Source organism: Aeromonas sp. s13, from assembly GCF_040907905.1.
GTDB classification, from domain to species: domain Bacteria; phylum Pseudomonadota; class Gammaproteobacteria; order Enterobacterales; family Aeromonadaceae; genus Aeromonas; species Aeromonas veronii.
In genome coordinates this window covers 58,596-84,754 of the sequence record NZ_JBFOCS010000068.1, presented here as the reverse complement: position 1 = coordinate 84,754, position 26,159 = coordinate 58,596, and the positions used below count along the sequence as shown (strand labels likewise).

20 protein-coding genes and 3 tRNA genes are annotated in these 26,159 nt (G+C 60.0%); 7 read left to right on the top strand and 16 right to left on the bottom strand.

What is annotated here, in order from left to right:
- Positions 1–53 precede the first annotated feature (53 nt).
- Together AB5Y82_RS13805 and AB5Y82_RS13800 are read right to left on the bottom strand one after the other, a co-directional pair.
- Positions 54–2,483 (bottom strand): FtsX-like permease family protein, encoded by a 2,430-nt coding sequence (locus tag AB5Y82_RS13805; RefSeq protein ID WP_368174118.1) that lies wholly within the window; start codon positions 2,481–2,483, stop codon positions 54–56.
- A 30-nt stretch (positions 2,484–2,513) separates the two neighbouring features.
- Positions 2,514–3,194 (bottom strand): ABC transporter ATP-binding protein, encoded by a 681-nt coding sequence (locus AB5Y82_RS13800; RefSeq protein WP_368174117.1) that lies wholly within the window; start codon positions 3,192–3,194, stop codon positions 2,514–2,516.
- A 197-nt stretch (positions 3,195–3,391) separates the two neighbouring features.
- Here AB5Y82_RS13800 and AB5Y82_RS13795 point away from each other — a divergent pair, with 197 nt between their 5' ends.
- Together AB5Y82_RS13795 and nhaD are read left to right on the top strand one after the other, a co-directional pair.
- Positions 3,392–3,859 carry a DUF4357 domain-containing protein gene (locus tag AB5Y82_RS13795; protein WP_005333716.1) on the top strand — a complete coding sequence of 156 codons (468 nt, stop codon included), beginning with the start codon at positions 3,392–3,394 and terminating at the stop codon, positions 3,857–3,859.
- A 107-nt stretch (positions 3,860–3,966) separates the two neighbouring features.
- A complete protein-coding gene (gene nhaD, locus AB5Y82_RS13790) occupies positions 3,967–5,391 on the top strand; it encodes a sodium:proton antiporter NhaD (protein WP_158112250.1) in 1,425 nt (474 codons plus the stop codon).
- Between the two features lie 75 nt (positions 5,392–5,466).
- On the opposite strand, the gene AB5Y82_RS13785 is transcribed toward nhaD, so the two are convergent.
- From AB5Y82_RS13785 to AB5Y82_RS13750, 8 genes are all read right to left on the bottom strand, one after another.
- Positions 5,467–6,678, bottom strand: coding sequence for a Bcr/CflA family multidrug efflux MFS transporter (locus AB5Y82_RS13785; protein WP_042055658.1), 1,212 nt, complete (start codon positions 6,676–6,678; stop codon positions 5,467–5,469).
- 70 nt (positions 6,679–6,748) lie between these two features.
- Positions 6,749–8,119: a hypothetical protein gene (locus AB5Y82_RS13780; RefSeq protein ID WP_368174116.1), complete on the bottom strand. Its 1,371-nt coding sequence runs from the start codon at positions 8,117–8,119 to the stop codon at positions 6,749–6,751.
- A 13-nt stretch (positions 8,120–8,132) separates the two neighbouring features.
- On the bottom strand, positions 8,133–8,693 hold the full coding sequence (locus AB5Y82_RS13775; protein WP_368174115.1) for a hypothetical protein: 561 nt from the start codon (positions 8,691–8,693) through the stop codon (positions 8,133–8,135).
- A 34-nt stretch (positions 8,694–8,727) separates the two neighbouring features.
- A complete protein-coding gene (locus tag AB5Y82_RS13770) occupies positions 8,728–10,152 on the bottom strand; it encodes an NAD(P)/FAD-dependent oxidoreductase (protein WP_368174114.1) in 1,425 nt (474 codons plus the stop codon).
- A 102-nt stretch (positions 10,153–10,254) separates the two neighbouring features.
- Positions 10,255–11,094, bottom strand: coding sequence for an FTR1 family protein (locus AB5Y82_RS13765; RefSeq protein ID WP_368174113.1), 840 nt, complete (start codon positions 11,092–11,094; stop codon positions 10,255–10,257).
- Positions 11,094–14,084, bottom strand: a complete 2,991-nt coding sequence (locus tag AB5Y82_RS13760; RefSeq protein WP_368174112.1) for a YncE family protein — start codon at positions 14,082–14,084, stop codon at positions 11,094–11,096. Before AB5Y82_RS13760 ends, AB5Y82_RS13765 begins: the two co-directional genes overlap by 1 nt.
- Positions 14,085–14,088: 4 nt before the next feature.
- The gene (locus AB5Y82_RS13755; protein WP_368174111.1) at positions 14,089–14,538 is read right to left on the bottom strand and encodes a hypothetical protein; all 450 of its coding nucleotides are present in this window, start codon (positions 14,536–14,538) and stop codon (positions 14,089–14,091) included.
- 128 nt (positions 14,539–14,666) lie between these two features.
- Positions 14,667–15,152, bottom strand: coding sequence for a YqhA family protein (locus AB5Y82_RS13750; RefSeq protein WP_005333692.1), 486 nt, complete (start codon positions 15,150–15,152; stop codon positions 14,667–14,669).
- A 277-nt stretch (positions 15,153–15,429) separates the two neighbouring features.
- Here AB5Y82_RS13750 and AB5Y82_RS13745 point away from each other — a divergent pair, with 277 nt between their 5' ends.
- Positions 15,430–16,419: a DUF2860 family protein gene (locus AB5Y82_RS13745; protein WP_201902473.1), complete on the top strand. Its 990-nt coding sequence runs from the start codon at positions 15,430–15,432 to the stop codon at positions 16,417–16,419.
- Positions 16,420–16,643: 224 nt separating this feature from the next.
- Here AB5Y82_RS13745 and AB5Y82_RS13740 read toward each other — a convergent pair.
- Both AB5Y82_RS13740 and AB5Y82_RS13735 read right to left on the bottom strand, forming a co-directional pair.
- Positions 16,644–16,719: transfer RNA gene (locus AB5Y82_RS13740), tRNA-Asn, on the bottom strand.
- Between the two features lie 2 nt (positions 16,720–16,721).
- Positions 16,722–16,797, bottom strand: a tRNA-Asn gene (locus AB5Y82_RS13735).
- Between the two features lie 487 nt (positions 16,798–17,284).
- Here AB5Y82_RS13735 and dauA point away from each other — a divergent pair.
- The 3 genes from dauA (at position 17,285) to AB5Y82_RS13720 (ending at position 19,994) form a co-directional block, all read left to right on the top strand.
- Positions 17,285–19,021 carry a C4-dicarboxylic acid transporter DauA gene (gene dauA, locus AB5Y82_RS13730; protein WP_069528347.1) on the top strand — a complete coding sequence of 579 codons (1,737 nt, stop codon included), beginning with the start codon at positions 17,285–17,287 and terminating at the stop codon, positions 19,019–19,021.
- 182 nt (positions 19,022–19,203) lie between these two features.
- Positions 19,204–19,291: transfer RNA gene (locus AB5Y82_RS13725), tRNA-Ser, on the top strand.
- 421 nt (positions 19,292–19,712) lie between these two features.
- On the top strand, positions 19,713–19,994 hold the full coding sequence (locus AB5Y82_RS13720) for a hypothetical protein (RefSeq protein WP_236319469.1): 282 nt from the start codon (positions 19,713–19,715) through the stop codon (positions 19,992–19,994).
- A gap of 140 nt (positions 19,995–20,134) precedes the next feature.
- On the opposite strand, the gene AB5Y82_RS13715 is transcribed toward AB5Y82_RS13720, so the two are convergent.
- The 3 genes from AB5Y82_RS13715 to AB5Y82_RS13705 form a co-directional block, all read right to left on the bottom strand.
- Complete coding sequence (locus AB5Y82_RS13715) at positions 20,135–21,253, bottom strand: MFS transporter (RefSeq protein WP_368174110.1); 1,119 nt, start codon at positions 21,251–21,253, stop codon at positions 20,135–20,137.
- A 96-nt stretch (positions 21,254–21,349) separates the two neighbouring features.
- On the bottom strand, positions 21,350–21,799 hold the full coding sequence (locus AB5Y82_RS13710) for a cyclophilin-like fold protein (RefSeq protein ID WP_368174109.1): 450 nt from the start codon (positions 21,797–21,799) through the stop codon (positions 21,350–21,352).
- Positions 21,800–21,881: 82 nt separating this feature from the next.
- Entirely contained in the window at positions 21,882–23,018 is a 1,137-nt protein-coding gene (locus AB5Y82_RS13705; protein ID WP_043819738.1) for an alpha/beta hydrolase, read from the bottom strand.
- Between the two features lie 209 nt (positions 23,019–23,227).
- On the opposite strand from AB5Y82_RS13705, the gene AB5Y82_RS13700 reads away from it, so the two are divergent.
- Positions 23,228–24,112 carry a LysR family transcriptional regulator gene (locus AB5Y82_RS13700; protein ID WP_021230264.1) on the top strand — a complete coding sequence of 295 codons (885 nt, stop codon included), beginning with the start codon at positions 23,228–23,230 and terminating at the stop codon, positions 24,110–24,112.
- A gap of 218 nt (positions 24,113–24,330) precedes the next feature.
- On the opposite strand, the gene AB5Y82_RS13695 is transcribed toward AB5Y82_RS13700, so the two are convergent.
- A complete protein-coding gene (locus AB5Y82_RS13695) occupies positions 24,331–26,157 on the bottom strand; it encodes an ATP-binding protein (protein ID WP_368174108.1) in 1,827 nt (608 codons plus the stop codon).
- Positions 26,158–26,159 lie beyond the last annotated feature (2 nt).

The following is a 26,159-nucleotide window of genomic DNA, read 5'->3' as shown; positions in this document are numbered from 1 at the left end:
GCCGCGTATCAGGTGTGAGAGCCAGCATGCTGGCGTATCTCGCGGTTGTTGGCTCATACCACTCTCCTTGCCGCATACCAGGATGCCAATGCGCCACATACCGGTGCCAGCAACAGGGCGGTGACCGCATGAAGGGGGGCGGCCTCGAAGGCGAGGCGCCAGCCAAAGGCGCGGGGGTTGACCACCTCGATCAGCACCCAGGCGAGGCCATACCCCACCGGCAGGGCCAGCAGGGCGGTGAGCAGCCCCAATCCCGCCCCTTGCCACACCAGCAGCTGGCGGCAGTGGCGAGGGCTCAAGCCCAGACTCTGCAAGGTCTGCAGCTCGCCACGGCGCGCCAACCCCAGCACCATAAAAGCCGAGCCGATCCCGACAAAGGCGATGCCGAGGATCAGCAGTTTCAATAGCTCGGTCACCACAAAGGTCTGGTCAAACACCTTGAGCGCCGCGCTGTGGATGGCGGGGGCGGAGAGCAGATTGATCTGCTCGCCAAAGCGCTCGCGCAGGCGATCGGCCAGCTGCTCAGGGTCGTTGCTAAAGAGGGCGAGGGATTGCACCGCTCCCGCCTCGAAGGCGTGCAGGATCTGCCCCTTGTCGCTGCCGTAGTCCTGATAGACGCCTGTGACGGTGAACTGTCTTGGCCCCTGCTCGCCGCTGATCGCCAATGTCTGGCCCACCTTGACCCCGAGGCGCACCGTCAGCGGCTCGCTCGCCAGTACCTCGTCAGGATTGGTCGGCCAGCGTCCGGCCAGCAGCGGATAGGCCGCTTTAAGCTGGGGGATAAAGTCCATCTGCGCCCACTCGATGGGCTGCCCCTGCCAGCGGGCAGGGTGAACCGAGCGGCGCGAGGCGGCGCTCACCAGCGGATTGGCGAGCAGGGTCTTAAGGGTTGTATCGCTCAATGTGCCCTTGTTGCCTGCAACCCCCTTGGGGGCGGTGACATAGAGATCGGCGGCCAGACGCTGGCCGAGCCAGATCTCTACGCTTGAGCGAAAGCTCGACACCATGACCCCGATGCCGATGGCCGCCGCGATGGCCAGCTGCAATGCCATCACCGCGATGGCGGTGCGATCGAGGTGATAGAGGGTCTCGGCCACCCCGAGCCGGGCGGTGAGGGGGCCGCCCGCGCGCCGCCGCAACCAGCCAAGCAGGCCGCGCAGGGCATCGGGTAGCCAGAGCGCCATGGCCAGCAGCCAGCCGCCGGCGATAAACAGGGCGCCACTCAGACCCGTTTGCGGCAGCCACAGGCACAGAGCGCACAGCAGCAAGATGGCGAGGGCCAGCACGCGCCGTCGCCACGGGTGAGCGGGGGGACGGCTGCTTCCGGCACGCAGTTCGAGGGGGGATTGGCGCAGCAGTTGCCACCAGCCGGGCAGGTTGGCGGCCAGCGTGCCGAACAGCCCGATCAACAGTGCCTTGAGCAGGCTCACAGGGGAAAGGCGAAGCAGGTCGATGGGGTTGGGCCCATAGAGATCGGCCAGCGCCTGGGTCAGTTGCCCCATCAGTGCCAGCGCCAACAGGCTGCCGAGCACCACCCCGAGCAGGGTGCCGATGGTGGCGAGAATAACGAGCTCTAGCACCAGCCAGCGGAGTACCCGACTCGGCCCCATCCCCAGAATGATCAACTGGGCCAGCTGGGGGCGGCGCACGCTCTGCACAAATCGCTGGGCGTTGAACACCAGAAACAATCCCACCGCCATGGCGAGCAATGACAGCGCCGTCAGGTTAAGGGCCAGCGCATCGCCAAGCTGGCTGGCATCGAGCGCCGGGCTGATGGGCTCAAGCCACAAGGGCTGGTTCGGGTAATCGGTTTGCAGGGTGGCCTGCAGGGTGCGAGCCTCGGCGTCGCTTAGCTTGAAGACGATGCGATCGAGCCGACCCGCTTTATCCAGCAACGGCTGGGCGAGGCCGATGTCGGTTATCAGCAGTCGCTCCATGGGCACGGCGCCCGGCTCGAAGGTGCCCGCCAGCGTCAGGGTCAGAGGGCGGGCGCTGGCGCCATCGTTGCCACCCAATACAAAGCGGCGGCTCTGGCCCGCTTGCCAGCCAAGGCGCTCCGCTTCGGGGGTTGCCAGCCAGATGCTGTCGGCACGGTTTAGGGAAAAGTCGGGCTCGCTCGCGGGTTGGGCGCCAAACAGCTGGCGCAGGGGGCCGGGGTTGAAGAGATCCATCCCCAGCAGTTGAAAGCTGCGCCCCTCTTCATCCTTGAGCCAGCCATGGAGCTGGGGCATGGCATCCAAGGCGGGCTGGCTGGTCACCAGCTGCACGTAAAGCTGCTCATCCAGCCCGCCAGCGGGGGCCAGCCGGTAGTTGGCTTCCCCTGCCAGCTGGCTGCGGGCTGCGACAAAATTGGTGCGGGCACTGTGATTGAGTAGCTCGATGGCCACCACCAGCGACACTCCCAATACCAGCCCGGCCAGACTCATCAGCAGCAACCAGGGGTGACTGCGATAGAGGCGCAGCAGCGCTTTGAGTGGCAGCATCAGCGTGTCTCCGGCTGGCGCAGTCGCCGTTTAGTCATGAAGGGGCCCCTTGAGCTCGATAAGTTGCCCCCCTTCGAGGCGCAGCACCCTGTCGGCCAGCTCGGCATAGGCGGGGTTGTGGCTCACCAGCAGCAAGCCTGCGCCGGTATCGCGCACTGCCGCGATCATTAACGCCATCACCTGTTCGGCATTGTGCTCATCGAGGCTGCCGGTGGGTTCGTCGGCGAGCAGCCACTGGGGCTGATGGATCAGGGCGCGGGCCAGCGCCACCCGCTGTCGCTGACCGCCGGAGAGCTGCTCCGGCCAGGCATGGCGCTTGTGGCTCATATCGAGCCGGTGCAGCAACTGGTCAATCTTTGTCTCATCCGGTGGCAGAGCGTTGATGGCGAGCGGCAGTGCCAGATTCTCGGCCACGTTGAGGGTCGGCAGCAGGTTGAAATCCTGATAGACGATACCGAAATGGCGGCCCCGCAGGCGCGCCCGCTCGTCGGGGGATCGGGTGTCGATCCGGGTCTCCCCCAGCCAGATTTCCCCTTCGTCCGGTGCAATCAGCCCGGCGATCAGATTGAGCAGGGTCGACTTGCCGCAGCCGCTTTGACCCAGCAGCAGGGTGATCTCGCCAGCAGGGAGGGCGAGATCGAGATGGTGGAACAGCGGCAGTCGTTCACTGCCGTTATCGAAGCTCTTGCAGAGGTTGCGCAGGGTCAGCATGGGATAACCGTTTGATGGTCAATGGCTTTCATCATGCTTGGTACGCTAGCACGGCCGGCAATGATCAACACCCCTTACGGTTGATCAAGAGTGCCAGTTAGTGATCAAGGCGGCAAAAGAGCAGTGGATCCTCGCTGGATCCCGCTTGCCCGAGGTGGTTAGAATAGGGGCTTCCATGGGTCACAGGATGAGCAAGGATGTTACACAAGCAAGTCAGTTTTATCATCGATAGCAAGGGCAACAAGCAGGCTGCCGTCGTCCCCATCGAGATCTACAACGAGCTGATGACCCTGCAAAAGGCACTCTCCGACAACCGGCCGGGGGAGCGCGAGCTCTACCACTTCAACGGCAAGGGGGCCGAGGCCCACGGTTATCCGGTGGGCAAGCGGCAAAATCCGGGCTTTATGGTGCTGGCCGGTTCCACCGCCAATGGCGAGGATGCCGCCTCTCTGCGTGAAGCGGTGATCGAGCTGCGTCACGAACTGCTGGAGAAGGGGGTCATAGTGCCCCGCAGTCAGGGCGGCTTTGTCTTTACCGCCGATCAGCTGTTCAACAGCCCGAGTCTGGCCGCCAGTCTGGTGGCGGGCAATAACCGCAGCGGTCTGGATGCCTGGCAAAACAGCGCAGGCTATACCCTCAAGCAGTCGGGTTTCGGCAAGAAATAATCCCGCGTTTCGACAGCAAACCAATTAAGCGTTAATTGACCTGGATGAATTTTTCTTTTCATCCAGGTGCTAGCATCATTGCCAGACGGTTCTAAAAGGAAGAGACCATGTCTGCGCTCACCCCTGTTATTTTGCTGCTGTCCCTGTTTATCCCTCCCGCCCATGCCAGTAGTGGCCCAGTTCTGTTGACATCCTCCTCAATCGGACTTTTTTGTGTCGGATTGTTTGTCTTGGCCTACGCCCTGGTGATGGCTGAAGAGTATCTGCAACTGCGCAAGTCCAAACCCGTGCTGGTGGCCGCCGGGGTGATCTGGATCCTGATCGGTATCGCCTATGCACAGCAGGGGATGAGCCCTGTCGCCGAGCAGGCATTTCGCCATACCCTGCTGGAATATGCCGAGTTGATGCTGTTCCTGCTGGTGGCGATGACCTATATCAACGCCATGGAGGACCGGCGGTTGTTCGATGCCCTGCGCGCCTGGCTGGTGCGCTCCGGCTTTCACCTGCGCACCCTGTTCTGGTTGACCGGCGGACTTGCTTTTTGTATTTCGCCGGTAGCAGACAACCTGACCACAGCGCTCTTGATGTGTGCCGTGGTGTTGAAAGTGGCCAACGGTGATCGACGTTTTGTCAATCTTGCCTGCATCAACATAGTGATAGCCGCCAACGCCGGAGGGGCGTTCAGTCCCTTTGGCGATATCACCACCCTGATGGTGTGGCAGGCGGGCAAGGTGCAATTTGGCCAGTTCTTCACCCTGCTTATTCCCTCTCTGCTCAATTTTCTGGTCCCGGCCATCCTGATGAGCCTGATGGTGCCGCGCCATGTGCCGGAGGCTGATAACGAGGTGGTCGATCTCAAGCGGGGGGCCCGCCGCATCGTCGCGCTGTTCTTGCTGACCATCATCACGGCGGTGCTATGCCACAGTTTCCTCCACCTGCCACCCGTACTAGGCATGATGCTGGGGCTCGGTTATCTGCAGTTTTTCGGCTTCTATTTGCGCAAGTCGCTGCCACGATCCCTTGCCCGCAAGCGTGCGCTCTATGAACGCAATGGCGATGAGGTGCGGTTGCGTAGTCTGGGTTCTGTGGTGCCATTTGACGTGTTCAACAAGGTGGCCAAGGCGGAGTGGGATACCTTGCTCTTCTTCTACGGGGTGGTGATGTGTGTCGGTGGGCTGGGCTTTATGGGGTATCTGGAGCTGGTATCACATTGGTTGTATGCCGGTGGGGAGCCCACCATGGCCAACATCTTCATCGGGGTCTTGTCGGCCATCGTGGATAACATTCCGGTGATGTTTGCCGTGCTGTCGATGAACCCGGATATGGCGCTGGGGCAGTGGCTGCTGGTGACCCTGACCGCCGGAGTGGGCGGCAGCCTGCTCTCCATCGGCTCTGCGGCCGGGGTGGCCCTGATGGGACAGGCCCACGGCATGTATACCTTTTTTGGCCACCTGAAGTGGCTGCCTGCCATCTTGCTCGGTTATCTGGTGAGCATAGGGGCGCACCTCTGGCTCAACAGTGCCCAGTTCTGAACGTCCGGCCGCCAGTACGAAAAGAGGCTTCCGTTGACGGAAGCCTCTTTCGTTTTCCTGACAGGAGGGAGGGGATCAATCGCCTCGCTTGCCGGTCAGCAGCCAGTAACTCAGGGTGGAGCCCACCCCGCAGCAGGCGATGGCGATGGCCATCGGCAGTGGCGAGTGGGGCGGATTGAGGTTGACCAGAATGCCGACCAGGGCGCCGATGCCAAAGCGCAGGGTGCCCGCCAGTGCCGAGGCGGTGCCCGCAGATTGCGGGAAGTGGCCCATCAGGCCGGTCATGGCGTTGGCGCCCACCAGACTGATATGGCCGACAAACAGTACCACCGGAATGACGATGCCCCACAGGCCGCCGGTCTGGCTCCAGGCGTTGTAGACCAGCAGGGCGCCCGCGCAGGGCAGCACCAGCAGGCCGTATTGCAGCATCCGCTCGGCGCCCACCCCTTTCACCAGTCGGCTGTTGACGAAGGTGACCACCATCATCAGCAGGATATTGAGGCCAAACAGCCAGCCGTAGTGCTCGGTCGGCACCTTGAAATACTCGATATAGACATAAGGGGAGCCGCTTAAGAAGGCGAACATGCCGGAGCTGGAGAGGGAGCCGCACAGCACATAACCCATGGCGCCGCGATGGGAGAGCACCCCCCAGTAGTTCTTGAGGATCTGGCCCAGATTAAGGGGCTGACGGTGCTCCGGTTTCAGGGTCTCCTGAATTTTCCACTGCATCACCAGACAGATCAGCAGGCTGATCCCCACCAGCAGCCAGAAGATCACCCGCCAGTCGGCGTGGGCACTGATATAGCCGCCCACCACTGGGGCCACCAGCGGCGCCAGCGTCATCACCAGAATGACGAACGACATGGCACGAGAAAATGCATCCTTCTCGAACAGATCGCGCAGCAGGGCATTGACCACCACAGAGCCTGCCGCGCCGCCCGCCGCCTGCAACATCCGATAGGCCAGCAATTCGGGCAGGGAGTCTGCCATGGCGCAGCCCACCGAGGCGATGGCAAACATCACCAGCCCCGCCAGGATCACCGGCTTGCGGCCATAGCTGTCGGCCAGCGGGCCGTAGAAGAGCTGGCCGATGGCAAAGCCGCCCAGAAAGGCGCTGATGGTGAGCTGGGCGCCGTCGATGCTGGTGGCCAGATCCCGGGCGATGGCCGGAATAGCGGGCAGATACATATCCACCGCCAGCGGGGTCAGACCCGCCAGGGCGCCCAGCAGGATAAACAGGAAACGGGGGGAGAGGGCGGCAGCCTGAGCTGTTGGCGATTGGGGCATAGGGTGTCCAGTTGATGCGAAACGTCGGGTTGAAAAGCGCGAAAAAAGCAGTCTATCAGTTTTGTCGCGGCTATGGATCCGGTATGGCGAGCCAGAGTCCGGGCTCGGCGGCAAAGCGCGGGGCAAACCAGTGCTGGCGCACCGCAGTGGGCATTTCGTTCGCGGTGATGGGGCGGCGACTGAGGCGGCAGGCTCCCTGAGAGAGCGCCAGCGCCGCATCTCCCTTGTACCAGCCGTCCGTCACCGGCAGTGCCGTGGTCTCCCGCAGCAATCTTACGCCCCACTGGGTCACCAGCGCCGGACACGCTTTTTCTGCCAGTTTTGCCGCCTGCACCATGGCGGGCGGACGGGGCAGGGTAAAGGTCACGCTGAGCAGCAGCAATCCGGCCACCGCGACCACCCCCTCGCCACGGCGCGGCAGCCAACCTGCCAGCAGCACAATACCGAGCAGGGTGATGGGGGCCAGATGGCGGGGATTGTCGGGATTCTGTCCAAACAGGGTCCAGAGCAGCAGGGCGAGCCAGTAGAGTGTCCAGAGTGGGGAGAGGGCGGCAGGGTGGTTTTTTGATCTTTGCCAAAGCGGCAGTACCAGCAGCGCCCCAACAGCCAAGGGCCAAAGCGGGGTGAGCTGATCGTTGAAGGTGCGCGCCCAGCTCAGCAGCCGATCGCCGTGGGCCGCCGCCGTGTTGCCCCACAGGGTAAAGTGGCCGTCGGTAAAGCGCCGCCCCTCGCTGAAATAGGCCCAGCCATCGGCCTGCCAGACAAACAGCAGGCTGATAAGCCCCACCAGCACGATGGGAAGCACAAATTTGATGCGTGTTCCCTTTTGCGCCATCCCCAGCCACAGGGGCAGCAGCGCCAGCACAAAATAGGAGGGGCGCAGCGCCAGCATAAGGCCCAGCAGCAGACCCGCCAGTGCAATTCTGCGCTGCTGTAAGGCCAAGAGCGACCCGAGCCAGGCGGCGAGCGCCGGCCCGTCCGAAAGGCCGGAGAGCGCCAGGGTCGGGGTGAGCGGCAGGGCCAGCACCAGCAGCCAGACGGGGGCAAGCAGGCTTGGCCGTTGCCACAGCATCACCGCCAGCCAGGCGGCGAGGGGGGCCAGCAAACTGCTACCGAGCAGACTTGCCCACTGCACCGCGCGGGCCGGATCGTCCACCGCCAGATTGATCAGCCGCGCCAGCCAGATAAAGGCGGGGTAGCCCGGAAAGTGGGGGGAGAACTCCAGCACGCTAAAGCGCGTCACCCCGTGGGCGAAATTGAGGGCATCGTCGGAATCGAGGGCCACCGGGAAGGTCAGCAGCCAGCCGAGCCAAGCCAGTTGCAGCAGGATCAGTAACAGGAGCAGTAAGTTGGGGCGATTAGCGAAGCGTAATCGGCCATTGTGACGCCCCCCTTCTCCCCATGCGGGAGAAGGGTTGGGGATGAGGGGGGCCGTCGTCATCGATGAGAGGCCATCAAAGCGGTGCCAGCACGGCCATCAGCGCTTTTTCTGCATCGCTAAAGGCGGCGGCATCGGCGGGCTTGGCGCCCACCCCGAATACCCCCGGGTTACCGATGGCATCCAGCACCTTGGCCAGCGCCTGCTCGGCCGCCTTGCGATTCCCTTCACTGAGTGATGGGAGGATCAGATCGAGGAAGCGCTTGCTCTTGACCACCAGCACCTTGGCGGTCTGGTAGTCGCCAAGATTCTGGCTGGCCCCTTCGAGGCGGCGCTCAATCTCCGCTTTATAGGCGCGATTAAGCAGGGCGGCGGTGGCGGCAGCGTCTTTGGCCTTGATGGCTGCGGCCAGCGGCCCTTGCAGCTCCACCTTGTGGTGCTGTTCCAGATAGGTCAGCTCATCGGCAATCTCGCTCAAGGTGGCGCTGGCATCATTGCCGCCAGTGGCGGCGCCCAGCAGCGCTTCGCGGGCGTCGATCAGTGGCTCCTTGCCGGCGGCGGCGTAGGAGTAAGCCTGCGCCTGCCCGCTCAGGGTCAGCAGCAGGGTGAGGGCGAGTAAACCCGGGCGTATGGTCATCCTGTTCTCCTTACTTATGCCAATGGCGCGGCACTCATGCCACGCTCTGGGTTTCAATCACGGTGTTTTCGTTGCGATGGTTAAAGATGGCATGGCGCCTGTCCACCCCGTCGATCACCATGTCGGCGGCCATCATCCCCATCTCCATGGCGGTGTCGGTGAAGATGTAGCGGAATGTCCCCTGACGGCCGGTCATGATGAGGTTGGTGATCGGCATCAGCGCCTTGATGGCTTCGTTGCGGCGCGCCTGATAGCCCAAATCCATCAATGGATAGGCGTACTCGCTACGCGCTTCAAAAGTTTCATCGCCAAGCTTGGCGGTATCGACACCGAGGCTTGCCAGATCGGCGGTGACCCGACCGCGTAGATCAGAGAGCGGCGCCTGCCAGGTGGCATCCCCGGGATTGCAGGGGATCTCCAGCATCACCGAGGTTTGGCCCTGGGGCGTCATAAAGGGGCTGCGGCGGCGCGGCTCCTGCAGGCGGGTGGCCAGAATATGGGGGTCGGAGAGGTACTGCCAGGTGTTGTCCGACAGGTTCTCTGTTTTAAGCGGCATATTGACGAAGCGAAGCGACCGGTATTGGAGATCGCACGGCAAGCCAAGATGCTGGCAGGTGAGCGGCAGCGGCAGGGTGGAGATCACCTGATCAAAGCGCTCACTTTGCTCAACGTCATCTTGTTTCCAATACACCCGTTCGATGCGGCCATCGGCCTGCTCAAGGCGGGTGATGGTGGCGCCGGCTTTCAGCTCAACCCCTTCGGCTACCAGCCGCTCCCCCAGAGTGGTGAAGATCTGGCCGAAGCCATATTTGGGGTAGCGATATTTGCGGGCATAGGTGCGCACCGAGATACTGCCGTTGCGTCTTGGCAGCAGGCGGCGCGCCACGTCTTTGAGATCGATGAGGCTGATGCGCTGACCGGCCCAGTCGGCGGAGAGCTTGTCCGGGTTGATGCCCCACAGCTTGCCGGTGTAGCCCTCGAAAAACTGACGGTAGAGGGTGCGGCCAAAGTGGCTCTGGATCCACTCGGCAAAGCTCGCCTTGGCAAAATCATCCGGCTTCTTGCTAAAGGGCAACAGCAGCAAGTCTTTTACCGCACCGGCCATCAGGGCGAGCGGCGCCGTCTTGAGCAGGTTGGGCAGGTTCAGGGGGTAGTCATAGGTGCGTCCGCCAAAGCGGATGACGCTCTTGCGCTCGGCGTGGAGCAGATCGTCCCCCATCAGCTCGTCGATAAAGGCGAGCAGCTCGGGGTTCTTGGTGATAAAGCGGTGGCCGCCGTAGTCAAAGCGATACTCCCCATCGCGCCCCTTGAAGGTCTGGGTGGCGCACATGCCGCCGACCACCGGCTCCTGCTCGAACAGGGTGACGGCAAAACCGGCGCGGCGCAGGCGCCAGGCCGCCATCAAACCGGCGGGGCCAGCGCCCAGCACTGCAATGCTTTTCTTGTTGTTATCGCTCATGACCTATTCCGAAACAGCTTGATAGATAAGGGAACCGCGCCAAGGCGCGGCTCCCGAATGGTGTTGTTACCCCGTGGCATTGTTGCCATATGGCGTGCGGGCTTAGCCCTTGCCAGTCGCGGCACTTACCTGTGGGCGGTAGCTGCGCTGCCAGAGGGTAACGAAGATCGCCAGATAGAGGGCCCAGGTCAGCAGCTGCAAGCCAGCGGGTGAGGCATTGTAGCCAAACAGGGCGCGCAGGAAGGTACCAAATACCCCCTGATCGTCGAGAATGTGGCTGATATCGAACACCGGCGTGGTCCAGAAGGTGATGATCTCTGCCGCCTGCAACATGTTGACGGCGGACGACAGCAGACCTGCGGCGATGATGATGATAAGCAGGCCCGTCCAGCGGAAGAAAGGCGCCAGCGCCACCTTGCGGGTGGATCGCAGCAGCCCCCACACCAGCGCGATGGAGACCAGCAGACCCGCCAGCGCGCCCATCAGGCCGGATTGCAGATCCACCCCTTGACCGGAGTAGAGCAGGGCGGAGAAGAAGAGCACGGTTTCAAACCCTTCGCGCATCACTGCAAGGAAGGCAAGCAGCACCAGACCAAACAGGTTGCCGCCATCGATGGCCGCATCGATGCGCGCCGTGATGGCCCCCACCTGGGATTTGGCCTGCTTTTGCATCCAGATCGCCATATAGGTGAGCACCAGTGTGGCAAAGATGAGGATCCCCGCCATCAACAGGTGGTTGTAGCGCTCGCTCTCGAACTGGCTCACCACCACCTGGAACAGGAAGGCGACGACAAGGGAGGCGACAAGGCCAAGCCCCACCCCCAGATAGATGAACTTGTTGTAGCGGCTCGCCCCCAGCTTGGCGAGGTAGGAGAGGCAGATGCCGACCAGCAGGAAGGCTTCCAGCCCCTCGCGCAGGGTAATGAGAAAACTTGCAAACATCAGGATTGAGGCTCCGTAGCGGGCGTGACGGGGAGAGGCTGCAAGGTAAGTTGCAACCGATTTAGCTGCACTATGGGTGGCTCCGGCAAGCTCGGCTCGGCGACGCGCACCGCATCATTGACCCACTTGGGGTAGGTGCGGAAATTGAGTTTGATATCGGCCTTGAAGGGCCCTTGGGCATCTGCTGGCAGCGGCCAGGCTTCATCGCGCCAGCCATCGGCCGGAATGCGGGTATCTTCCAAGAGCTTGGCGTAGCGCCAGAACTTGAGCCCCACCGGCTTGCCCTCGGTATCCCCGAACACTTTTCTGAACAACCGAGCATTCTCAGGGACAGCGCCATCCACCGGCTGGCCGCTGGCAAGCACCACCTTGCCGGTGGCGTCGGTGACGGTCAGCTCCAGCCAGAGTTCACGGAAATCAGCTACGCCAGTGGGCAGAGCATGGCCCGCGCCAGTATTGGCGACCCGCACCACCAACTGCTGGCTATCGGCAGCCTGTTCGATACGGGCGGAGAGGGTAGCGCTGGAGCGCAGCAGGGCCAGACTCTCCTGTTCAAGCCCAGGATTACGCAGCCCCACCAGCTGGTGCTGGGCGCCGGTAAAGTTGTGGCGATAGAGCCGCGTTTTCATGGTGCCGTTTTCCGTGGACTGGCCCGCCACCGGCGCGCCGCCATTGCCCGGCTCCGGGTTCATATGGCAGTCGATACAGGTGCGCCGCTTGGCGGGATCCTCGGCCTTGGCGAAGCTGGATTTTTCCCACTCGTCCCAGGTGTTGACGATGTTGGCGCCGGTGCCCGGGGCAAACTCGTTGTGGCACGACTTGCACAGAGCCGCGTCGCGGTAGAAATCCTTCTGATAGGAGGCTTTGTGGGCCGCCGGACGGGCGTTGATCTGCCGCTCAGCCAGCCAGTGCTGGAGGCTGCCGCCCGGGGCATCCTCGAACACATAGCTCTCACGGTCTTTCAAATTCACCGTAAAGGCGCTGTTGCCGCCCGCATCTTCCACTTTGGTGATGCGATGGCAGAGCACGCAGCCGGTCCCTTCCTCCACCACAGGTTCGCCCGCCTTGTGGGCGGCAATCAGCGAGGCGCCGCCCTGCTCGAACATGTGGGAGCCCTTGGGCAGATCCATCTGGCCTGTCATCACCTGCTGGGGCATATGGCAGCCCTGACACCACTGGCCGAACGCTTCCCCTTCGGTTTCGCGGGCCAGCGCCTGCACCACCTTGTAGTAGGGATGGGAGTTGCCCATCAGCCGGTGGTTGCTCTCGCTCCAATCTTTGAAGGCCTGTTGGTGGCAGTTCTGGCAGGAGGCGGAGTTGAGCCACTCCTTCGGGTGGGTAGTCGGCGCCCTGGCGGGATCCGTGCGCGGGGCATCGAGCCGCAGCCAGTTGGCGAGATAGGGGAGGTTGCCATCGGCGGTGACGAAAGCGTGTAAGTCCTCCATCATCGCTTTCACTTCCGGTTGGGGCCTCGCGGGGTCAACTGCCTCGGCCCCATCGCGGGTGTCGTGGCCCATGCCGCCCTGGGTCTGCTGGGTCATGCGCAGGTATTCGCCGACAAAATCCCCCGCCACCATGTTGGTGAGGTTGGCGTGGCCGTTGATGGCGTTGTCGCCGCTCTTCTGGCGGTGAGCCGCCATCAGATAGCGGTTGGTGAAGTTGAACCCATCCAGATGGCAGGAGTTGCAGCTCATCCAGTTGTCTCCCGCCATGGGGAAGCGTGAGTTTGCGGCGGTGTTGCCAAGGTTGAATAGCCGCTCGCCGCGCTGAAGCGGTTCGGGGCGCGGATCCGTTTCCACCAGCTTGGCGAAGTGGGGCACATCGACGGTGACCCGGGCAAACGGGCCGCTGCCGCCGCTATTGAGGCGGGTGAGATCCTGTCCCATGGCGTTATGCACCAGAATATGGTCACCGTCGATCAGCAGATCCCGCGGATTCTGGCCCGGCAGGTGGCGCAAGAGCTGGGTCGCCTTGGCGCCCCCCTGAAACTTCTTGCGGCGGTGGCGGTTGTTGTTGGACTTGCCGCTGCGGGAGAGATCAAACACCAGCAGATCTTCCGAGCCCGCAAGGGTCAGATAGACCCGCTTGCCGTCGGCGGCAAAGCGCGCTGCGAACGGGTTGGAGACGATCTGGCTGCGGTTGCCGACGCTTGGCAGATTGATCTGCAAAAAGAGCTGTTTTCTTTCATCGACCCGCTCTTTCTCCTCATCGAGATCGATGATGGAGACAGCCGGAAAGACGGTGCTCTGAAACTGGAAGGGGTGATCAAAGCTCCACAGCACATGGGGCAGCCAGGCCTCGCTGCCATCTGGGGAGAGGGCGATGCCATCGAGCAGGCGCGGCAAGCCTTGAGAGTCGCTCGGCGTGTCGCTATGGGTCTCGGCCAGGGTAATGAGCTTGGGCTTGGGAAGCGAAGCTCCCTTGGCGCCGTGGCCGAGCTTGGCGAGATCATAGATGGCGAGCTGGCCGGTCATGGCGTGGGTGAGCAGCAGGCGATCGTCGTCGGTCAGGGCCAGCCCACGGGGAGTCTCGGCGGTTTCTGCATCCAGCTGGAGGTTGCCGGCGGTGTCGTAGGCCTGCAGACGAGCGGATTCGAACAGGGTGACCCAGAACCACTGCCGCTTGACATCGAAGATGACCCCATAGGGGCGGTGGCCGGTGGGGATCGTCTTTTCCAGATCGAGATCATCATCCAGCAGCAGCAGGCGATCGCCGCTGTAGTCGGTGACCAGCAGGGTACCACCATCGGCGCGGGCCAGCTGGCGCAGATCGCCCCCCAGCGGCACCTCTTTCAGGCGCTTTCCGCTATCGCGCTCCAGCAGGGTGACGGAACCTGCGCTCAGGTTGGCGGTGACGAGGCGCGGGCTTTGCCCCTCCTCATAGGCGATCATCCCGGCGCCCATCTGTTGGGCCAACGCAAAGGGGCTGGCCAGCAGCAGGAGGAGGGCCAGCAGGGGTGACAAATATGCAGAGAACGAAGACTTCAACATGGGATTAGGTGCGCCATTTCAAGATGGTCCAGCGCCAGGCGTGGCGCAGCACCAGAGGAGTTAACGCCAACGCGCTCAACCAGTGGGCCCAGCTGGCGAGGTTGCCGATGGCATCGCCCGGGGTGCCGTGCAGCACCAGCAGCAGGCCGCTGGCCAAACAGATCAGCAGCAGGGCTTCAATAATCCGCCCCGTGGTGCGTAAAAAGGGTTTGTTGCTGCGGTGCAACAAGCTGCGATGGGAGAGCCAGAAAGCGCCAAATAGCAGCGGGAACAGGGTGAGCGAGAGCATCACATGGAAAAACAGATTCCAGCGTGCCAGCGACCAGAGCGGGGTCAGCGGCTCCCACAGCAGCAGGCCGGAGAAGAACATCAGATAGAGGGTGCCCTCGGCGGCCTGATGGTGGTAGGCCAGCCACTGCCTGAATTGTCGGGGTGAGAGAGAAAGGCTTGTCATAAAGGCTCCAGCACCCGGGCGGGGCAGCCCGGGGGGAGCAAGTTTATAACGCAGTAAGAGTAATGAAAAGTGTTATCAATTGTATTGCTGGTGAATCAAGGCTGAACAAGCACTGTGATCAAGCTCGACTATTTATGCTCCGCCATCCGCTCGGTCACCGCATAGATGAGCGCGGCCAGCGAGAAGGCGAGAAACACCACCACGGACCACTTCATATCGACTTCATTGATGATGCCATCTTCGAGAAATGCCTTGAGCACCTCCACTCCGGCAATAGTCACCAGCGAGTTGATGACGATGAGCTTGAGGGAGGCAAAGTTGATCTTGCTAAGCCAGTTGCTGCTAAGGGAGGCGCGCTGCTCTTCCGTCTGGATAAATTGCACATAGCCACAGATAGCAACCAGGATCAGCATCTGGGCCACCAGTATAAAGTCCACCAGGGTCAGCACGCCGGTAATGAGGTCCAGATAGGGGATCTCGAAAATGTTTACAGAAAGCTGATAGAGCTGCATGGCAAATTTCACCATCAGCAATACCACGCAGATGAGAATGCCAATGTAGAAGGGGAACATCATCAATCTGCTGCCATTGAGCATGAAATTGAATCGACGCATGAGAACTCCGATGTTGGGAACAGGGGTAAATAGAGTGAGTATGGCGCGAGCAGCCCGCAGCGTTGCAAGGCCGTGGGGACTGATTATGCCGGGTCGCCCCCTGCTTGCGCCTATAAAAAAATAAAAAGCCATCATAAAAAATAAAACCGCATCCCGCTGTCTTATTTGTGATTTTTCCCTGCCGTAACATGCCGCTTCTCAATTCAGGGGGGCGACTGCCTCCCTCCTATTTATCAGGCTCGGCCCACTCTTGTGGCCGCTTGTCAGGAGTGTTGCGATGCGTATTGGTCTGCTGTTGAGTATGGGGATGCTGGTTGCAAGCGGGGTTCAGGCACAAGAGCTGGGAGCCATTCCTGAGGAATCTGGCTTTTCCGGCAGTGTGCTGGCGGGGGCCAGCGTTGGCGAGACCAAGTCCAATTTTGCCACGGGGAGTGCAGGTAGCGAGCGGATTGACGCTCTGGGTGGTACGGCGCAGCAGCGCCACCTTGATCCGGTGATCAACGGGGATCTGCGCTACACCTTTGCCTCCACCGGTAGCCAGCTGTTTCTGGGCAACCTCATTCAGGATGCCATTCGTGGCGACGGTACCCAGCAGTTCGGGCTGCGCCAGCAACTGGGGGACAAGGGGCTCGTGGCCGGTTCGCTGGTTTTCAATGCCACCCCGGTCAAGGTGTGGCGCGATCCCTTTGCTGTGGGTGTAGCTCGTCAGGAAAGTGATGTGCGATCCCACGGCGCCCGTCTGGCGTGGGACAACATCTGGGGCAGCGCGTTCAGTGGCAGCGTCACCAGCCGCGACGTCAAGGTGGACGAGGAGTCCAGCGGCGAGCAATATGGTCGCGCTGTGATGGATATGCTGGATCGCAATGGCCGGGTCAACTCCGCCGAGGTCTCCTACCAGTTCCGGCTAACAGACGATCAGTTCCTCGAGCCAGCATTGCGCTATGAGAAGGCTGATCTGGCAGGTAGCGCCGAGTCTTATGTGAGCAAGGGGTTGCAGCTCACCTACGCCAAAACCTCACCTCGCTGGTCGTTCGTCAGCAACCTCTATCTGGGCAAGCGCGACTATGACGAGGCCAATCCGCTGTTTGGCCTGCGTGCCGACAGCCGCGACATGGCTATCGATGCCACCCTCTTCTGGCACCAGCTGTTTGGCATTGCGCCGCTCTCTGCACTCCTGAGCGCCAGCTACGCCAATGCAGACTCCGGGATCGACTTTTACGATATTCGCGCCACCAGCATCACCACGGGTCTGCTCTACCGTTTCTGATCCCGGCATCCGGCGGTGAGATGAGGTGCATACAAAGGGGCTGGTCAATCCAGCTCTTTGTTTATGGGATGGCGCTCAATAGACAATTCAAGCTGTATGCAGGTTGGTCATCACATGCAGGCAAGAGGCGTTATGACAGAGGGCATTTGAAGGGCGCGCGTGACAGGGAAGGAGGCGAACAGCAGATACGAAAAAGCCCAGCCAAAAGGCTGGGCTTTAGAATTTGGCTCCCTCGACAGGACTTGAACCTGTGACATACGGATTAACAGTCCGCCGTTCTACCGACTGAACTACGAGGGAATTGGCTCCTCCTACTGGACTTGAACCAGTGACATACGGATTAACAGTCCGCCGTTCTACCGACTGAACTAAGGAGGAATTGCCTGTCTCGTTAAGACGGGGCGAATATTAATGACCAGGGCGGCGGGTGTCAACCCGCGAATTTCTCGAAAACCGGATTTTCGGATTGTTTGCCCAAAAGTTGCGCTTTGCGGTTTATTTTCAGCACAATCAGTCCCTTGCCATCGCTCCCCCCAACCGGCGCAGGGGGCATTGGTTCGGTTCGCATCAACCTGATGATGACAGCATGATGTCGCGAACGTGCTGGTAACCAGGTGAGGCTCAAATGGTAATCTTTGTGGCTAAAAGGGGGAGAGCTGGAGTCAAGATCGGCGATTTGGCGGTAAATGGGCCAAATCATGGGGCAGAGTGCTTTTCATTGATCCTGCCCATCGAAAAAATGACCCGTCTGGAGTAAGGTTACGCAGGATACCATCGCCGCGTCGACAGCCCTGCCGGCCCTTGATGATGATCGGGCGCCGGATCTCTCCGGCCTTTATCTCCCTCTTCTGGTATTACGATATACATGCACAAGCAAGCCTCTTTAAATAGCGTGAAGCTCGCCATAGCCTTACGCCAGTCCTGTATTGATGAACCCTACAGCATGGCCCGCTTCGGCCGTGATCTTATCGCCGGTGTGACGGTGGGCATCATCGCCATCCCGCTCGCCATGGCGCTGGCCATCGCCAGCGGTGTACCGCCGCAACACGGTCTCTATACCGCCATCATCGCCGGTATCGTGATCGCCGTGACCGGTGGCTCCCGTTACTCCATCTCCGGCCCGACCGCTGCCTTTGTAGTGATCCTCTACCCGGTCGCCCAGCAGTTCGGGGTTGGTGGTCTGTTGATGGCGACGCTCATCTCCGGCCTCTTTCTGGTGGCGATGGGGATGGCCCGTCTTGGCCGCCTTATCGAGTACATTCCCCCGTCAGTGACGCTGGGCTTTACCGGTGGTATCGCCATCGTGATCGCCACCTTGCAGATCAAGGACTTCTTCGGCCTGAGCGTGCCCGAGATGCCGGAAACCTATCTGGGCAAGGTCGAGGCGCTGGCCGCCGCCCTGCCAAGCTGGCAGTGGGGCGATACCCTGGTGGGGGTCGCAACACTGGCCGTGCTGCTGCTCTGGCCGCGCCTGCGTCTGCCTGTGCCCGGCCACTTGCCCGCGGTGCTGGTCGGGGTAGGTCTGGGTTTTGGCCTCCATTACTTCGGGGTGGATGTGGCCACCATCGGCAGCAAGTTCAGCTATACCCTGGCCGATGGCACTCAAGGGATGGGGATCCCGCCCATCGCGCCGACCCTGGTGATGCCCTGGGCCTTGCCCGGACCTGATGGCTTGCCAGTTGAATGGAACCTGGCGGCTGTTGAGCGGCTGCTGCCTGCAGCCTTCTCCATGGCGATGCTGGGGGCGATCGAATCGCTGCTCTGCGCCGTGGTGCTCGATGGCATGACCGGTCGCAAGCACAGCTCCAACGCCGAGCTGGTGGGACAGGGGCTTGGCAATATCTTCGCCCCCTTCTTTGGCGGCATTACCGCTACCGCCGCCATCGCCCGCTCTGCTGCCAACGTGCGTGCCGGCGCTACGTCCCCCATCTCGGGGATTGTCCATGCGCTGGTGGTGCTGGCCGCCATTCTGGTGCTGGCCCCCTGGCTCTCCTGGTTGCCGCTCTCGGCCATGGCTGCCTTGCTGCTCATCGTGGCCTGGAACATGAGTGAAGCGCACAAGGTGGTGGAGCTGATCCGTCGCGCCCCCAAATCCGATGTGCTGGTGCTGCTGGTCTGCCTGTCGCTCACCGTCATTTTCGACATGGTCATCGCCATCACCTTCGGGGTGATCCTGGCATCCCTGCTCTTTATGCGCGAAATCGCCAAGATGACCAAACTGCACGACTTGGCCGAGCACAAACGCTATGCCCACGAGGTGCCGGACAACGGCCTGCTCTACAAGATCAACGGCCCGCTCTTCTTCGCAGCGGCCGAACGGGTCTTTGCCGAGCTGGAGGCGCAAGTGAAAGGGCACCAGGTGCTGGTGTTGCAGATGGAGGCGGTTTCCATCCTCGATGCGGGCGGCCTGTCAGCCTTCCTCCACTTTGGCAAGCAGATGGCCAAAGCCGGGGTCGAGTTGCGGGTGGCCGAGTTGCAGTTCCAGCCGCTCAAGACCCTGGCCCGCGCCAAGGTGCGGCCGCAGCCCGGCAAGCTGGAATTCTACGGCTCGCTGGAAGAGGCGCTCAAAGGTGAACATTTGCACGAAGCGGCAGTAAATTGATTGAAAGGGATACGAAACGGCATATTTTTGGTCACTTGGTTCGGATATTGAGCAAACGAACGCAAAAAGTAAAAATTGCATTGACCAAAAGCCATCGTATCCCTTACATTACGCCCCGTCGCCACTGCATGGTTCGCCAGCGAATGTGCAGCTCAAGCACATAAAGCAGTGAGCAAAAATTTGGTGAGGTGTCCGAGTGGCTGAAGGAGCACGCCTGGAAAGTGTGTATACGGCAACGTATCGAGGGTTCGAATCCCTCCCTCACCGCCAAATATAACCCGTTGAATTTCAACGGGTTTTTTTCATTTCCAGACTTACGTGATTTTTTCCTGGATCAACTGGGTGGAACAATCATGTATCTGAGTAAAAATGCCTCCGGCACCTACTACACTCGTCTCCCGCTGCCTAAGTCACTACGTGACAGTGGCTTGCCCTTCGCTATCCGTACTTCCCTTTGTACCAAAAATCGTCAGCTCTCCGTAGACCGAAACCAGGCTGTGGCAGCTCGTACTCGTGCACTTATCGCGGCTACCCCTGCTGATACCGCCCCTCGCAGTTTCTATCGCTGGATCCGTGCCGATCTAGACGCTTTCAAAGCAGCGGGGTTCATCCCTCCTCAAACACCTAGTGAACAGTTAGCTTTCTAAAGCCCTTGGTCATCCACTTTGTGTGGACGACGAGGAGCTCATCGATGAATCTCTGGCTCAGTCCCCACGGCATCTGGTATTACCGGAAAGTCACCACGCTCCCCTGTGGTCGTCGTAAAGAGATCAACAAATCCCTGCATACCCGAGACAAGCTGACGGACCGTGCAGCTGTTGCGAAGCGGCTTGCCTGTGTGCGTTCTAAAGCTAAGCCAGTTGTGCAACCCACAAGCGAGCCAGATAACCCTCAACCTCAGCCGAATATCAAGCCTGCTGTTCCGGCGGCCAAACCGCTTGCTCCGCTGTTGTCGGTCTCGTGTGACCGCTAGCAAAAAGAGAAGGCCCTCTCCTGGACACCGAAAGAACTCAGCAACCAGAAGAACTACATCGGCTGCTTCATCAAGGCGCTGGGTAAAATTGCACTGTGCGATGGCGAATGGATTTGCTAACGGATGTGTCAACTTACTGGTCAAGCGTGACGGGCCTTAGTCGGCTGCCATTGCCGACCACCATGGAGGCGGCGGTCAGTAACAGGGCACTGCCCATAAAGGTGGCCCTGATAGAGAGGGAATCCAGTAACCACCCCCCCCACGGCAGCCCCCAACGTGATCGCCAGCTGAATAGCTGCCACCATCAGGCCTCCACCGCTCTCGGGTGAATCTGAGATGCCCTGGGTGATCCAGGCTGACCAGGCGACCGGAATGGCGGAGTTAAGGGCGCCCCAGAGGATCAGCATCAGGGCCACACTCCAGAAGTGATGCTCCACCGCCAGCAGCGTCAGGGTGATAACGCCTAGCACCAGTGGCAACCAGCGCAGCATCCGGTAAAGATGACGGCGCAGCAGCATGCTTACCGCTGTGGTGCCGACAAAACCGGCCAGCCCCAAAGCCAGCAGCAGCGCCGAGAGTTGTGGCAGGTCGACCTGGGTGCGTGTCTCCAGGAAGGGGCGAAAATAGGTAAAGGCACTGAAGGCGCCGGCAAAGGTCAGCGTCACGCCCATGATGGCAATGGCGACGTTGGGTCTGTGCATAAGGCGAAATGCGCTGTGCGGGCGTGCTTGGGAGTGCATGGAAGGCAGGCAAAGTACCATCCACAGCAGGTTGATCACTACCAACGGTACCAGCAGCCAGAACACGCCTCGCCAGCCGATCAGTCCACCCAAGTAACTGCCAATGGGGGCCGCAAAGGCGGTCGCGACCGCATTGCCGGTATACAGGATGCCCAACGCTTTGGGGACGGATTGGCTGGAGACCAACCGCATGATGGTGGCGGTTGCCAGCGCCCAAAAACCGCCGATAACGATCCCGAGCAGAGCGCGTGCCACCATCAGCACGGTAAAGTTGGGGCTTAAGGCGATCACGATTAAAGAGGTCAGCATCACGACGGCTAGCCCCATGAGCACATGACGTCGGTCCAGCCTGTGAGATAGAGGTGCGATCAGCAAACTGGTCGGGACGGCAAACAGGCCGGAGATGGCAATAGCAAGACCGGCCATGCCATTGCTGGCACCTAGATCGGTGGCGATCGGCGTCAGCAGGCTGACCGGCATAAACTCGGCGGCAATGAGCAGTGCCACACACAGGGACATGGCAGCAACCGCAGACCAGTGTTCGTTGACGACAGCGGGTGTATGTGATGATAACGATGTTACGTTCATGGCATGACCTGAAAGTGAAATATGGGCTTATTCGATTGCTTCGATCGTGATGCTGGCGGCCGAGGTTGTGGTCAGGTGGGAGAGACCCGATTCAATGCGCCCTAACTTAATCAGTCCGGTCGAATAGCCAAAGTCCCGATAGAAGATCGCCAGATTGCCCCACGGGGCGTAATAGGTGAGATCCCCCACGTTCGGGTCAATGCCTTTTGGGGCGCCCTGTGTGGTCAATTTGCGGGGCAGATAAGCAATCTTCTCGGTGTCGGCGTAATCCTCGAGGGGCAGTGTCAGGGGGAGCATGGCAAAAAAGTCCCGGGCGTTGTGACTATCTTCCAGGGTGGCCGTGATGATCTGGCTGGCTATCGTCATCTTGATGTTCATACTATCTGCCTTGTTCTGAGCCTTAGCACTTGTAGCGGTTGCTGTGCTGGTCACCCCCAGCAACAGATCCATCGCGCCAACAAACACTCCTCTGATCATTGAGCTTCTCCCTATGTGACGTGAATAGTGGCGTCGAAACCAGTGAGAAAACGCGGCGAAGAGGCCGCCGCGTTTTCGACGCTTACTTCATGTTGGTCTTGAAGAACTGCTCGAACTTGGCGAACGGGATCTTGCCAGCCTGGTTGTCATACAGGTCGACATGATTGGCGCCAGGCACAACGACCAGCTCTTTTTGCTTGCTGCCAACGGCCTTGAAGGCATCTTCGGCAAAGTAACGAGAGTGAGCCTGCTCACCGGTCACGATCAGGGTGGGAATGGATATTTCGCTTGCATAGCTCAGCAGCGGCATATTCATGAATGACAGCGGCATGGTAGTGGTCCAGGCCCCGTTGGAGTTGACAGAACGGGCATGGAAACCACGCGGTACACGGTAGTAATCGAAGAACTCCTTGAGTACCGGGTGCGGGTTTTCCGGCAGAACCTCTGGCAGGGTGCGGGCGGCAGCGGTGACATTTCCCTTGTCATCGACATAGAGGTCGTGATTGCTATGGGCATAGGTGCCACTTTCCGCGTCTTTCCAGCGTTGTTCATTCAGGTATGCCAGCACGGCTCGGCGATCGGCGGTGGAATATCGATCCTTGCCATCGCCCACCCCATGCCCCATGGCCCGGCTCATGTCATACATCACGCTGGTTGCCACCGCCTTGATGCGGGTGTCGCCAGCGGCGGCATTGAGGGCCATGCCACCCCAGCCGCAAATCCCCAGTAGACCGATACGGTTGCGGTCGACCTCTTTTTGCAAGCCAAGAAAATCGACGGCGGCGCTGAAATCTTCGGTGTTGATGTCTGGCGAGGCCACATCACGCGGCTGGCCGCCACTCTCACCGGTGTAAGAGGGGTCAAACGCCAGCGTGACAAAACCACGCTCAGCCAGGGTTTGGGCATAGAGGCCGCTCGACTGCTCTTTTACGGCACCAAATGGGCCGCTCAGAGCAATGGCCGCCAGCTTGGCGTCTCCCCGGTTTTTCGGCAGATAGAGGTCAGCCACCAGAGTGATGCCGTAACGGTTCTTGAAGGTGACCTTGCGATGATCGACCTTGTCGCTTTGGGTGAAGGTCTTGTCCCATTGGGTGACCATGGAGACTGGTTCAGTGGGGTTGGTTGTTTGGGCATGACTCAATGTAGAGACTCCGGTTAATGCGGCGCCCAGCAGCAGGGTAGACGCGATAGCTGTCAGTTTCTTGGGGAGAACATTCATGGCAAAGTTCCTCGAAATCGGATTTCTGATGCGTGGTCCTGGTGGTGGAGGGCTGGTTCTGTGAACCACGACACACAGTCTAGTTAGAACTAATAGTGATGATTATAGGCGGTTTTTTGATAACATTAATGCTTGCTTGTTCTAAATTAAGACGTCTGACGCGCACCTGACTCAGGTCGTGGCGGACAGGAATATAGGGGGTGAACAAAATGACAGGCCGCGAGAATTACAACGATCTCCACGTCTTTATGCTGGTCGCTCGGGAAGGGAGTTTTACCAAGGCCGCAGCTAGGTTGGGGCTTGCCCAGTCCGGGGTCAGCCGAACGATTCGGGATCTCGAGGCCCGGCTCGGGGTGCAGCTTCTGATGCGCACCACCCGCAGCCTCTCCTTAACCCAAGCGGGTGAGCAGTTGTACCGCACGGCGCAGGGCTGTTTTCAGTCCCTTGATGCGGGTCTGGCCACGCTCGCCCACTATCGTGATACCCCTTCAGGCACGGTACGGATCAACGCCAGCCAACATGCCATCGACAAGGTGCTGCTTCCCAAGCTGACCATCTTCAGGCAGCGTTATCCCGATATTCGGCTGGAACTCATCAGTGAAAGCCGCTTCGTGAACATCATCGATGAGCGCTTTGATGCTGGCGTGCGGCTGGGTGACGAGGTGGATGAGGGGATGGTGGCCGTGCGCATTACGCCTGATCTGGAGATGGTGATGGTAGCCACACCAGATCATTTTCTTCAATACGGATTTCCCCAGGCGCCTGCCGATCTGGCGGGACATCCCTGTATCGCTTACCAATTTGCCGATGGCAGCCTCTATCAATGGGAACTGTGGCAAGAGGGGAAGGCGATTAAGCATCGACCACAGGGGCAGTGGGTCTTCTCTGACAGTTATATGGAGGCGGCTGCTGCCAAAATGGGGCTGGGACTGGCCTATGTGCCAGAGGAATTGGTGAGCGATGAACTTGAGCGCGGCATCTTAATCCAGGTATTGAAACCCTATAGTCACCGTTTGGCTGGTCTGTACCTCTATTATCCCCACCGCAATGTTTCACCCGCATTAAGAGTGGTTATTGATGCATTAAAAACATAAATATAGTCATTCACTCTGGTCTGGACGTTGTAGGGAGGGGATTACTAGATCTGTACAGATCAAAAAATCCCTGCATACCCGAGACAAGCTGACGGCCCGTGCAGCTGTTGCGAAGCTGCTTGCCTGTGTGCGTTCCAGACCCAAGCTCATTCAGTTGCCTGCAGAGGTCAATGTTGCCCCACATGAGCAATCAGTAGCCCGGAATCAGGGGGGGGGGGTTATTGTTTGGTGACACGCATGGCTGCGTTGTATTTGAGCCGCCCATGGGAAATATGTCTGTTTATCTCGCTTAGCAGCGTCTCTTTATTGATGGGCTTGGTGATATACCCGTTCATGCCATGGGAAAGATAGTATTGCTTGGATTCCGGCATCGCATCAGCCGTCAGGGCGATGATGGGGATATCTGCCCAAGGCATCTGGGAGGTGCGGATCCGGGTGGTGGCCACCAGGCCATCCATCACTGGCATCTGGACATCCATCAACACCAGATCAAATTCGGTGTGACCCAGTTTCTCCAGCGCCTCTTCTCCCTGAACGGCCAGTGTGACCTGATGGCCCACGGAGTCGAGCATGGCGCCGATCACCTTGCGGTTGGTGGCATTGTCATCAACCAGCAAGATGCGATAGCTCTCCTGATCCAGCGGCTTGGACGGCAGGCAAACAATCGAGGGGGTCGTGGCTCTGGCGGGCCAGATGTAGGTAAAAGTACTGCCATGTCCCTCGCTGCTCTCTACCGAGATATCGCCGCCCATCAGGCGTGCGAGGTTACGGGATATTTCAAGTCCCAGGCCCGATCCGCCATATTGGCGGGTGATCGAGACATCCGCCTGGGCGAAACGTTGAAACAGGTTCTTTAGCTGACTTTTGCTCATGCCTATCCCGGTGTCCTGGATTGAGATGCGTATCGAGTGGCGATCCTGCTCCAACAGGGTGCTATCAACGCGAATATTGACCTCTCCCTGATGGGTGAACTTGATGGCGTTGCTCACCAGGTTGAAGAGGATCTGGCGCACCCTCAGCGGGTCGATCATCAACCACTCCGGCGTATCGGGGGCGACAGTGAGTGTCAGCTTGATCCCTTTTGCATCGCAGTTGCTCTGCATCAGGGCCCGGATATCCTCCAGCAGCTGGGGCAAGTGATGGGGGGCCAGTTGCAGCTCGATCTTGCCCTCTTCCAGCTTGGATACATCCAGAATGTCGTTGAGCAGACCGAGCAGATGGTTTGCCGATTCGCGCGCCGTCTCCAGATAGTCTCGCTCCCTCGGATCCATATCCCGGTCGGCCAGCAGTGAGAGCATGCCGAGAATGCCATTCATGGGGGTGCGAATTTCATGGCTCATGTTGGCCAAAAAGCTGCTTTTGGCTCTTGTGCCGGCCTCTGCCGCCTGATTTGCCCGCAGCAGTTTGTCATTGAGCTGCTGCATCAGTTTGTGCTGCAGAAACGAGATATTCATTTGCCGCCAGATCAGCAGGGCGAGCACAAAGAGCAGCGCAAATTGCAGGGTTGCGATGAGTGTCGTCGTGATGATCTGCTCCCTCACGCTGTCGCGACGCGCCACATCAAACAGGGTCGCCTGCTGGTTCACCTCCAGAGTCAGCTGATGGAGCAGGGGGAGCAGGGAGGCAAGCTGTTGGCGCAGCTCCTGATGGGCAAGATTGTCGAGCGGCTTGGTGGCTTCCGGGCCGAGCCAGATATCCGCCAGAGAGATGTAGGATCGAATGGCTTTGCTTGCCTGCTGGTAGATCTCTGTTTGCTGAAGCAGGCTGCGATCCTTGCTCTCCAGCACCAGATCCATGCGGCTGACCAGAATATCGTATCTGAGCTGGAAGGTCGGTTGCGACTCATGGAGCAGCGAGCTTTGAAAACGCAGCGCTTCGTTATAGAGCTGGAAATAGTTCCACATCACGTTGTCTTCGCCCTGGCTGGTACTGCGCTGCAGATCCTGAAATTGCCGATACTGAATGGTACCAATACCGGCAAAGGCTAGGAGCAGCACACAAAGCACCACAAACAAGAAACGTTGACTGGCCGCCATGGAACGCATGA

Bases quoted from the DNA above. Each gene is read 5' to 3' on its own strand.
- AB5Y82_RS13775 (WP_368174115.1), bottom strand. From the start codon at position 8,693: ATGACCATACGCCCGGGTTTACTCGCCCTCACCCTGCTGCTGACCCTG.
- AB5Y82_RS13705 (WP_043819738.1), bottom strand. From the start codon at position 23,018: ATGAATGTTCTCCCCAAGAAACTGACAGCTATCGCGTCTACCCTGCTG.
- AB5Y82_RS13715 (WP_368174110.1), bottom strand. From the start codon at position 21,253: ATGTCCCTGTGTGTGGCACTGCTCATTGCCGCCGAGTTTATGCCGGTC.
- AB5Y82_RS13765 (WP_368174113.1), bottom strand. From the start codon at position 11,094: ATGTTTGCAAGTTTTCTCATTACCCTGCGCGAGGGGCTGGAAGCCTTC.
- AB5Y82_RS13720 (WP_236319469.1), top strand. From the start codon at position 19,713: ATGAATCTCTGGCTCAGTCCCCACGGCATCTGGTATTACCGGAAAGTC.
- AB5Y82_RS13785 (WP_042055658.1), bottom strand. From the start codon at position 6,678: ATGCCCCAATCGCCAACAGCTCAGGCTGCCGCCCTCTCCCCCCGTTTC.
- AB5Y82_RS13710 (WP_368174109.1), bottom strand. From the start codon at position 21,799: ATGATCAGAGGAGTGTTTGTTGGCGCGATGGATCTGTTGCTGGGGGTG.
- AB5Y82_RS13745 (WP_201902473.1), top strand. From the start codon at position 15,430: ATGCGTATTGGTCTGCTGTTGAGTATGGGGATGCTGGTTGCAAGCGGG.
- AB5Y82_RS13760 (WP_368174112.1), bottom strand. From the start codon at position 14,084: ATGTTGAAGTCTTCGTTCTCTGCATATTTGTCACCCCTGCTGGCCCTC.
- dauA (WP_069528347.1), top strand. From the start codon at position 17,285: ATGCACAAGCAAGCCTCTTTAAATAGCGTGAAGCTCGCCATAGCCTTA.
- AB5Y82_RS13795 (WP_005333716.1), top strand. From the start codon at position 3,392: ATGTTACACAAGCAAGTCAGTTTTATCATCGATAGCAAGGGCAACAAG.
- AB5Y82_RS13780 (WP_368174116.1), bottom strand. From the start codon at position 8,119: ATGACGACGGCCCCCCTCATCCCCAACCCTTCTCCCGCATGGGGAGAA.
- AB5Y82_RS13755 (WP_368174111.1), bottom strand. From the start codon at position 14,538: ATGACAAGCCTTTCTCTCTCACCCCGACAATTCAGGCAGTGGCTGGCC.
- AB5Y82_RS13770 (WP_368174114.1), bottom strand. From the start codon at position 10,152: ATGAGCGATAACAACAAGAAAAGCATTGCAGTGCTGGGCGCTGGCCCC.
- AB5Y82_RS13750 (WP_005333692.1), bottom strand. From the start codon at position 15,152: ATGCGTCGATTCAATTTCATGCTCAATGGCAGCAGATTGATGATGTTC.
- AB5Y82_RS13800 (WP_368174117.1), bottom strand. From the start codon at position 3,194: ATGCTGACCCTGCGCAACCTCTGCAAGAGCTTCGATAACGGCAGTGAA.
- AB5Y82_RS13805 (WP_368174118.1), bottom strand. From the start codon at position 2,483: ATGCTGCCACTCAAAGCGCTGCTGCGCCTCTATCGCAGTCACCCCTGG.
- AB5Y82_RS13695 (WP_368174108.1), bottom strand. From the start codon at position 26,157: ATGCGTTCCATGGCGGCCAGTCAACGTTTCTTGTTTGTGGTGCTTTGT.
- nhaD (WP_158112250.1), top strand. From the start codon at position 3,967: ATGTCTGCGCTCACCCCTGTTATTTTGCTGCTGTCCCTGTTTATCCCT.
- AB5Y82_RS13700 (WP_021230264.1), top strand. From the start codon at position 23,228: ATGACAGGCCGCGAGAATTACAACGATCTCCACGTCTTTATGCTGGTC.